Annotated in this window: 8 protein-coding genes; 5 read left to right on the top strand and 3 right to left on the bottom strand. The window is 49.1% G+C overall.

Features of this window, described 5'->3' with window-relative positions; genetic code table 11:
• Window positions 1-171: 171 nt before the first annotated feature.
• Window positions 172-861, bottom strand: coding sequence for a DNA-3-methyladenine glycosylase I (locus HR45_RS17060; RefSeq protein ID WP_037445416.1), 690 nt, complete (start codon window positions 859-861; stop codon window positions 172-174).
• A 128-nt stretch (window positions 862-989) separates the two neighbouring features.
• On the opposite strand from HR45_RS17060, the gene HR45_RS17055 reads away from it, so the two are divergent.
• Both HR45_RS17055 and HR45_RS17050 read left to right on the top strand, forming a co-directional pair.
• A complete protein-coding gene (locus HR45_RS17055; RefSeq protein WP_037445414.1) occupies window positions 990-1,877 on the top strand; it encodes a LysR family transcriptional regulator in 888 nt (295 codons plus the stop codon).
• 50 nt (window positions 1,878-1,927) lie between these two features.
• Window positions 1,928-2,581 carry a glutathione S-transferase family protein gene (locus tag HR45_RS17050; RefSeq protein ID WP_037445413.1) on the top strand — a complete coding sequence of 218 codons (654 nt, stop codon included), beginning with the start codon at window positions 1,928-1,930 and terminating at the stop codon, window positions 2,579-2,581.
• Window positions 2,582-2,585: 4 nt separating this feature from the next.
• Here the strand turns inward: HR45_RS17050 and HR45_RS17045 are convergent, their stop codons facing one another.
• Entirely contained in the window at window positions 2,586-3,125 is a 540-nt protein-coding gene (locus HR45_RS17045; RefSeq protein ID WP_037445412.1) for a thioesterase family protein, read from the bottom strand.
• Window positions 3,126-3,286: 161 nt separating this feature from the next.
• On the opposite strand from HR45_RS17045, the gene HR45_RS17040 reads away from it, so the two are divergent.
• Window positions 3,287-5,461, top strand: coding sequence for a TonB-dependent receptor plug domain-containing protein (locus HR45_RS17040; RefSeq protein WP_037445411.1), 2,175 nt, complete (start codon window positions 3,287-3,289; stop codon window positions 5,459-5,461).
• 3 nt (window positions 5,462-5,464) lie between these two features.
• The gene (locus tag HR45_RS17035) at window positions 5,465-5,920 is read left to right on the top strand and encodes a TlpA family protein disulfide reductase (protein WP_037445410.1); all 456 of its coding nucleotides are present in this window, start codon (window positions 5,465-5,467) and stop codon (window positions 5,918-5,920) included.
• 34 nt (window positions 5,921-5,954) lie between these two features.
• Here HR45_RS17035 and prlC read toward each other — a convergent pair whose 3' ends face one another.
• The gene (gene prlC, locus HR45_RS17030) at window positions 5,955-7,994 is read right to left on the bottom strand and encodes an oligopeptidase A (RefSeq protein ID WP_037445409.1); all 2,040 of its coding nucleotides are present in this window, start codon (window positions 7,992-7,994) and stop codon (window positions 5,955-5,957) included.
• A gap of 251 nt (window positions 7,995-8,245) precedes the next feature.
• Here prlC and HR45_RS17025 point away from each other — a divergent pair, with 251 nt between their 5' ends.
• Window positions 8,246-8,941: a hypothetical protein gene (locus HR45_RS17025; protein ID WP_052074817.1), complete on the top strand. Its 696-nt coding sequence runs from the start codon at window positions 8,246-8,248 to the stop codon at window positions 8,939-8,941.
• The last annotated feature ends 69 nt before the right edge of the window (window positions 8,942-9,010 follow it).

The raw sequence follows: 9,010 nt of genomic DNA, 5'->3' as shown, positions 1-9,010 counted from the left end.
AATGTCGTGCTATGCAAACTCAGGAACACCATAACGAGCGGAGGGTGTGCATACCTTTCGTTAAGGGATGAGTTTTGGAACGCAAACTAACGATAATGGTTCTCATTTGTGTTTGCAACCATTTTTTAATCTTTTTGCGTAAATTTTTAGCAGCACCTAGTTTGCGGCGGTTTAGAGACGATTATCCCCCACGCTGCAGGCTATGATACGGCTGATCTCTGCCATGCTACGACCGCTCGCTTGTTGCCAATGGTTAAATACCGCTTGCACCTGCGCTAAACCCGTTTTAGAGGTAAACCCCGCATCAACCAACTTATGAGCCAACAGATAGCCTTTGATATCTTCCGTCAGTAAAAAGGTATCTTTGCCGATACGTCGTAAAAAATATGGGCCAGTGTTGCCACCAAGACGACCGCCCTGACGTTTTAGCGCCAGCCATAAACCTGTGATCTCTTCCACCGGCCATAACGCGATATAACGCGCCAAACTGCCATGATCCTGCATGATGTCGCGGATCATGATGGCGTTGTCGTAAATCGCTTGTGTCTTAGCAAGATGGCGAATGAGTTGCGGATCGGCAGCACGCGCTTGCAACTGCTCGGGCGATAACAACAAAACTTTGTTGGGATCAAAATCGAAAAAGGCCTTTTCATATGCAGGCCACTTGGCTTCGACCACCTTCCAAACAAAACCGCTCTGAAATACTTGCATGCTCATCGCTGACAACAACTCAGCATCGCTGTACTGCATAATTTCATCACTGCTCAGTGTTTGGGGTAACAGGCTCTCAAGGTGTTGTTCACCACCTTTGCGTTCGCAGGCGCGAGCATAAATATCGTCAAAGGCTTCTGGTCTAGTCATGATATCCATCTCTTATCTAGGTGAGTGCAGGCTATAACGATGAACTTTTCCTGCCAAAAATAGCTCAAATAACTAATTAATGCTTAACTTAGATCTTTGGTTAACGTCATTAAACAAGCGGTGAAGCTATGGACGCCACACATCTGTACCGCATGCTGGTATTTGCCAACGTTGTTGAGCAAGGTTCGCTCACCAGCGCCGCACAACAACTGGGTATAAGTCGCTCAATGGTAAGCCAGCATCTGAAAAACCTCGAATCGAGGCTTCAGCAGCAGTTGTTACAGCGTACCACCAGAAGCCTTGCATTAACCCAAGCTGGGCAAGATTTCTACCATCATTGTGCCGAATTAACTCAGATGGCCAAGCAAGCACAGCAAGCAGTGGCTCCTGCGGATGAACAATTGTTTGGCAACATCCGTTTGTCGCTACCCGAAGCATGGGCCAATACTAAGTTTTTACCAAGTTTGGGCGCATTTCATCGGCAATATCCACAGTTGCAGCTCACCCTGACATTGGAGCAGCAACACGCAGCAGCAGTGGATTTGCACCCAGACGTCAGAGTCATGGTCGGCGATGTGATACCTGAAGACGGATTGCCGTTAATGCAGTTTCAACCCTTGTTAGTCGCCAGCAGTGACTATGTGGCACAACATGGTAAACCTCTGCATCCCGACAGTTTACCGCAATTTCATTGGCTCGCGGCCAATGTCAGTCAGCTGCCTAGCAGCTGGCAGTTGACCGATAGTAGTGGTCAGCATTATTCAATCAGGCTCACACCTTTTGCTAGCTGCAACAGTGTGTTAGCGCTGAAAAGTTTAACCGAACAAGGCTTAGGGATTGCCTGTTTACCCGACTATCTATGCAAGGAGGCGATTGCAGCAGGACGCTTGGTACCCTTGCTACCAAGCTACCATTTAGCCATCGGACAGCTATTTGTCGTGCACCGCTTCGGCGACAATACGCCGCAGCGCATACGCGTATTACTGAAGTTTTTGCAGGAGAACTTTGCCGAATAAGCACCAGCAGAACTAAAGTTAATTGGCTGTCATTTTTGGAGCCGTTCGCTATGGAGCTTTTTTACAATCCGCTATCACGTTCCTGTCAAAAGGTGCTGATCGCGTTATATGAGAAGCAGGCTAATTTTTTTCCACGCATTATTAATCTTCACGATCCGTTGGAGCGGCGCCGTTACGCCGAATTGTATCCCTTATGTTCGCTGCCATTGCTGAAGACCAAAGACAATTGGCAGTTACCCGATTCCAGCATCATCATTGAGTATGTTGATCAGCAAATTCATGCTGGTACCCAATTGATACCACGCGAGCCCCAAACCAATCTACGCACTAAAATGCTTGACCGACTGATTGACAATCAACTTTACCGCACGCTTTACGACATGGAAAAGCATCAGCGCCTGCCAGAGCAGATGCAGCAACAGTTACTCATCAAACAACATGAAAAGCAGCTCCGGCTGGTGTTGCTAGAGCTTGAGAACCAATTAAAGCAACATCATTGGTTATGTGGTGACGGCTTTACGCTGGCCGATTGTGCGCTGATCCCGGCGCTTAATTCGCTGCCGAAAGAGATTCAGCTAATGGAATTCTATGAACTCAGCCGTTATTGGCAACAGGCTGAACTCAGAGGTTCCTGGCAACTTGTGGAAGAGGAAGTAGAGCAAGCTCAAGCGGCGCTGCATTCGGGCATACAACCGCCGCCTTAGCCCATCAGGAGTTATGGCTGTTTTCATCTTTTTTACGCTGCAGCATCGTTTTCCACTCGGCTACAGACGATGGTAATTCGGGTTCAGCACCGCTAAATCCCACTTGCGAAATCAGCTCTGCGGAGCTGATTTTTCTCCCCTTACAAACAAACAGGCCACGCACATTGGCAATGGCATGCAAACCGCGCTCACTGACAAAACGTTGCTCAATATAAAAATATTTATCGTCCCAACCGAGCACTCGTGTTTCTAAGCAAAACTTCTGCAGTGGCTTGATATCTTTGATGAAAGTGAACTCTGATGCATTGACGACTGGCAGCCACTTCAACTTCAGCAACGGCTTCAATTGCAGCATTTCCGCCAGCATGTAAGTACGGCCAATGTCCATCAATGCCGGATAACGAGCATTAGTGAGATGCAGATTAATGTCGCAGTCTGTCGGCCATACTCGATATGCCATGCGACTGGTATCCAAGAAGCCAATAGGAGAGATATGTCTTAAACGCCACGCAAACAACCAGAACAGGCGGAAATAGAGGTTCATGGTGATGTAAGTCCTTGTACTTTAGTAAAAACGAATCTATCACAACCCCAAAACAAGGTGACAACTATGTGATTTACCTCAACGCTTCCTGAACATTTTTAAAGCAATAATATTAACGATAACAATTCTCATTTACTTTGTGCTGATTCTAGGGGAGAGAAATGCGCAAATTTATCGTTAGTAGCATCGCCTTAATGGTTTCAACCTGTTTGTACGCTCAGGATGAAACTCAAAGTAACACAGCTGTCGTCGACACCCCAGCTCCGATGGAAACCATTACCGTCACCAGTGTCAGACAACGGCTGGAACAAGCAGGGACGCTGGCCAACACTATCGTCAAAACCGAGGTCGTCAGCGCACTCACCATCGAGAATAAGAATGCGGTGAATCTCACTGAAGCCATCGACAACTCTCCCGGCGTCAAAGTCTCAAACGAATGCTCCATGTGCGGCGTGAAGCGCATCATGCTCAACGGCATGAAAGGCGAGCAAACTACCATTTTGGTTGATGGTCTGCCGGTACACACTATGGTGTCAGGCTATTATGCGGTAGATGCCATTCCCACCACCGGCGTTGTTCGCATTGAAGTAGCTCGCGGCGCTGGCGCGTCACTTATTGCGCCAGAAGCGATTGGCGGTGTGATCAACATTGTCAGTTACGATCCAACCGATAGTGGCGCGGTAGTCGATCTCTCCATCGGCGAGGATGGTTACCGGAAACTGGGATTTCTGGGCAAAGGTGTCAGTGAAGATGGCGCGACACGAGCAACCCTGATTGGCCAGTATGATGACCGTGATCAGTATGATGGCGACCATAACCTAGTGAACGAACAGCCATCGCAACAGAATCGTAGCCTGACCGCACGGCTGTCCCATGATATCGGCGCTTTCGATAACCTGGTCCTGCGCTACTCCAATATCAACTCAGAAGTGTTCGGTGGACCAATGCTCGGCGCAACATTTGCCGACGGCCGCGCCAACAGTATCGGCAGTGTGTTGCGGGCGTATGCCAATAACCCCAGTGAGAATATTGACCTGTTTGAGAATGGCGATGTAAATCAGAATTTTACCGGTAATGCCTGGGAAACAACGGAATGGATCAACACTAAGCGCAACGAAGCATCTGTCGCTTGGCTCAAGGAATGGAATAGCACGCTCAATTCTCACCTTGCCGTCAGCTATGCCGACCATAGCCAAGATTCCTTTTACGAAGGCTTTGACTACGTCAATGACGATAAAATGTGGTTCTACGACGCTCGCTTTAACTTTGCCGTGTCTGACGAGCATCTACTCACCTTTGGCGTCGATTACCGCACTGAAGAGATGCGTTCACATTCGGTGGCGGGCGCAGCTAACCCAGACTATGTCGCTGATTCATTTGATTACCATGTGGCAGGAGCCTATCTACAAGACACCTGGCAAGCACTGGATGAACTCGAAATATCCATGGCAGTGCGAGCGGATAAGGTTCAGGCCGACTTTGTGGATCCGCAAAAGCCAGGCACTGAACTTGATGAAACCATAGTGTCACCGCGTATCGATATGCGTTACCACCATAATGCGCAATGGACCTCGCGTTTATCTGCTGGCCGCGGCTATCGGGCGCCGCTGTCATTCTTTGAAACTGACCACGGCATTTTGGATGGTTCGCTCGGGTTTGAGATCGATATCAATGCCCTTGAGCGCTCAAAATCGGTTAACTACTCGCTGAGTTACGAAGGCGAGCGCCTTACCAGTACCGCCTCAATCGCCTGGACAGAAGTGGCGAATCTCGCCGCGCTCACTACCAATGAACACGGCACCCCGTTACTGCACCAGATGGATGACAAAGCGAGCTCAATCACCAGTGATATATCGCTTGGCTATCGCCTGCTGGACGATTTAACCCTCAATCTGACACTGGAAAATTTCAACTACAACGCCACCTTTAAGCACTCTTATGCCATTGCGCCAGTGGAGCAGCGGGTCTCGTTTAATCTGGATTGGGATATTGGCGGTTGGGATTTTTACGCCAGTGCGGTGTGGATAGGCAGTCGTGATTTGAGTGAATATGGCTATGAGGGCTACGATCGTTTACTGAGCAGCAACCAAGCCGATCCCAGCTCGAAAAAATCGACCGATGCACCCGCCTATTTCACCCTAGACGTCAAAGCGACTTACGCGATTAATGACACTATGTCGGTCTATTTCGGTGCCAGCAATCTGTTGGATTACACCCAAGTCGATAAATCTGAATCACCGCTGTTTTTCGATGCTAACGGCAACTTTGATGTGGCCTACATTTATGGTCCGTTGCGCGGTCGTGAAGCCTACGTGGGCCTAAAGCTGGAGTTCTAACCCATGTTATCACGCCTCTGTTTTGGGCTAGTGCTGTTGCTGCTGAGCAGTTATGTAACTGCTGGCACAGGTCTAGCGCAATACTCACTTAAAAATCTGCGCTCCGGCGAAATCACAGACTTAGCCACAGTCACCCAAGGCACGGTAGCCTTGATGTTTTATGAGCCAGATTGCAGTTGGTGCCGTAAGCAAGCTCAGGCACTCACTGAGTTACAGCAGCAGTGTGGCAATGTCACGCCGATTGCACTTGGTATCAATGCCAGTAGGTTAGCGCTGAAGAAAGCGCTGTTTACGCTGCAGTTTCCGTTTGCAGGCTTTATGGCGCCCCATCAGTTACTGCAAGATTTGGGAGGAATTCCGGCGACACCCATCACCTTAGTGTTTAAACAGCAGCAACTCATTGGTGCTTTTCGCGGTTATCAGCCTGCAACAGTGCTGCAAACAAAAACCGGCTGCTAAGCAGCCGGTTTTCTTGCGGTTTTGAACCGAGTAGTTAGGCGGCAATCCCCGAATGACGGAGTAACGCATCAATATTGGGCTCACGACCACGGAAGTTAATGAACAGCGTCATAGGCTCTTCTGAACCACCTTTTTCCAAAATATTGTGCAGGAAGCTACGCCCCGTCTCTTCGTTAAAGATGCCCTCTTCTTCAAAGCGGGAGAAGGCATCAGCGGACAACACTTCCGCCCACTTGTAGCTGTAGTAACCGGCGGCATAACCACCCGCAAAGATGTGAGAGAAGCCGTTTTGGAAACGGTTAAACGCAGGCGGAATTAATACTGCGACTTGCTGACGCACTTCATCTAAGACCTGTTGTACTCGCGCGCCCACTTCTGGGTCATATTCATGGTGCAAACGGAAATCAAACAGCGAGAATTCTAATTGACGCACCATCGCCATTCCGGACTGGAAGTTCTTTGCCGCCAGCATCTTATCCAGCATGGCTTTTGGCAACGGCTCGCCCGTCTCATAATGACCAGAGATCTCCGCTAGCGCCTCTTCTGACCAACACCAGTTCTCCATAAATTGACTTGGCAATTCGACCGCATCCCAAGCCACACCGCTGATACCGGAAACGCCATCCACATCAATCAAGGTGAGCATATGATGAATACCATGACCAAATTCGTGGAACAGTGTGGTCACTTCATCATGGGTGAATAGTGCAGGTTTATCACCGACGGGACGGTTAAAGTTACAGGTCAAATACGCTACTGGTTTTTGTAACCCCTGCGCCGTTTGGCGACGGCTGCGGCACACATCCATCCAGGCACCGCCACGTTTACCTTCACGTGCGTATAAATCGAGGAAGAAGCTACCGCGATGCGTACCCGCTTCATCAATAATATGGAAAAAGCGCACATCTTTATGCCATGCATCAAAGCCTTGCTGTTCTTCCACTCGCATACCAAACAGGCGTTTTACGGTATAGAACAAACCGTTAAGCACGCGATCTTCAGGGAAGTAAGGGCGCAACGCCTCTTGGGAGATCTCGTAGGTGTGTTGTTTAAGTTTCTCGGCATAGTAAGAGATGTCCCACGCCGCCAGCTCATCAACCCCGTAGTGTTCTTTGGCGAACGCCTTGAGCTCGGCTAATTCGTTTTTCGCCTGCGGTTTTGAGCGCAGCGCCAATTCGTTTAAGAAGGAAATCACTTGCGCAGGTGTTTCTGCCATCTTGGTTGCAAGTGATTTTTCCGCGTAGGTATCAAAGCCAAGCAACTGTGCCAGTTCGTGGCGTAGCGCAAGGATTTCATCAATCACAGGGGAGTTATCAAACTTACCGGCATTAGGGCCTTGCTCAGACGCGCGTGTGCAGTAGGCGCGATACATCTCTTCACGCAGGGCACGATTGTCGCTGTACATCATTACCGGCAGATAAGATGGGATATCCAAGGTAAACAGCCAGCCTTTTTTCTCTTTGGCTTCCGCCATCGCCTTGGCCGTTGCCACGGCTGATTCGGGTAAACCGGCAAGTTCAGCTTCATCACTGATCTCTTTGTGCCATGCCTGGGTAGCATCTAATACTTGGTTGGCAAAGGTGCTGGTAAGCTCTGACAAACGCTTCACGATTTCGCCATAACGCACTTTCTGACCGTCTTCGAGTCCAATGCCCGACAGTTCAAAATCACGCAGCGCATGCTCAATCACGGTTTGCTGCGGCTTACTCAGGCCTGCAAAGGCATCAGACTCATGCAGCGATTTATACGCTTGGTATAAGCCCTGATGCTGACCAACGTAAGTACCATATTCAGACAATAACGGCAGGCAGGCATCGTGCGCCGCACGCCAGCTGTCATTGCTGACTACTGAGTTCATGTGCGATACCGGCGACCAAATCTGGCTCAGTTCATCATCCACTTGCTCCAACGGCGCCACCAAATTTTCCCATGTGTAGGGGCCGCCACCTGCTAATACTGCGTCAATTTTGCTACGACAATTGGCAATTGCTTGCTCAACCGCAGGCTGAATATGTTCCGCTTGCAGTTGCGAAAATGGGGGCAGTTCATTGGTATTTAACAGTGGATTAGTCATGCTGATTCCTTGCGCGTTCATGCGAGTATGCAGTTATAGATAAGGCCTATTGCAGGCGTTATCAAGGCAAACGGCACGATTACTGTGAGAGATTTCTACGATAACCCACCGTCATAGGTCGAATAGCTCACAGATTTGAAAACATGTATTGGAATTCCGGCTTTTGTTTACAAAAATGTTACATAGCTAGCGTATTCCGTTGGAACAATCATTGATAATTCGGCTTCCTCTAATTCATCACAGGGTTCGTTATGCGTTGTCGATGGTTGGTTCTGCCGTTATATGCCTTGGTATGGAGCAATTGTTGGGCGGACGAAAGCCGCAGCGTTTACCTTGATTGGCAAAGCCGCTATATCTCCGAAGGACGAAATAATCTTCCCAGCGGTGGTATCGTCTGGAGCGGTATCGACTATCAAAAAGACGCGTTGCTGCTGTTTGAAAGGCAAGGCATCGCGACCAGCGAAGATTTTATCGAGTTTAACGCCGGCATTGGCTATCAACATCAGCTAGATGATTGGATCCTAACCGGCAGTATCACGCGTCTAGAGTTTTTTGGTGAAGAGCGCTGTCACGACAACGAGCTGGCGCTTGCTATCGATTACGACGCCGTGGAATGGTTAACCCCTTCTCTTGTCTATACCCATTCAACCGAGGCTCATGGCGCCTTTGTCGAGCTGACGTTTGTCGGTAATTGGACACTTAACGATACGGTGGCCATACACCCTTACCTGACCCAAAGCTGGGATTTAGGCTTTGCTACAGAACAACATGATGGCAGCAATAATCTGCAATTTGGGCTGATGACTGACGTGTTGCTGTCACCCACAGTGTTAATGTCATTTCATATCAGTCGCTCCATCGCCATGACTGATATTCAGTATGAACAAGGCGATGATTGTAGGCAGCAACAGACCTTTGCAGGTATTGCCTTTGCTTACGAATTCTAATTGGCAGCCTAATCGTCCTCCGACTACACTTGCCTAAGCCACAGGCACGTGGCTTTTTTAGGAGGACAT

The sequence above is a fragment of the Shewanella mangrovi genome, from assembly GCF_000753795.1.
GTDB lineage: Bacteria > Pseudomonadota > Gammaproteobacteria > Enterobacterales > Shewanellaceae > Shewanella > Shewanella mangrovi.
The sequence above is the reverse complement of the archived record's forward strand: the minus strand, read 5'-3'. Positions and strand labels throughout refer to the sequence as shown.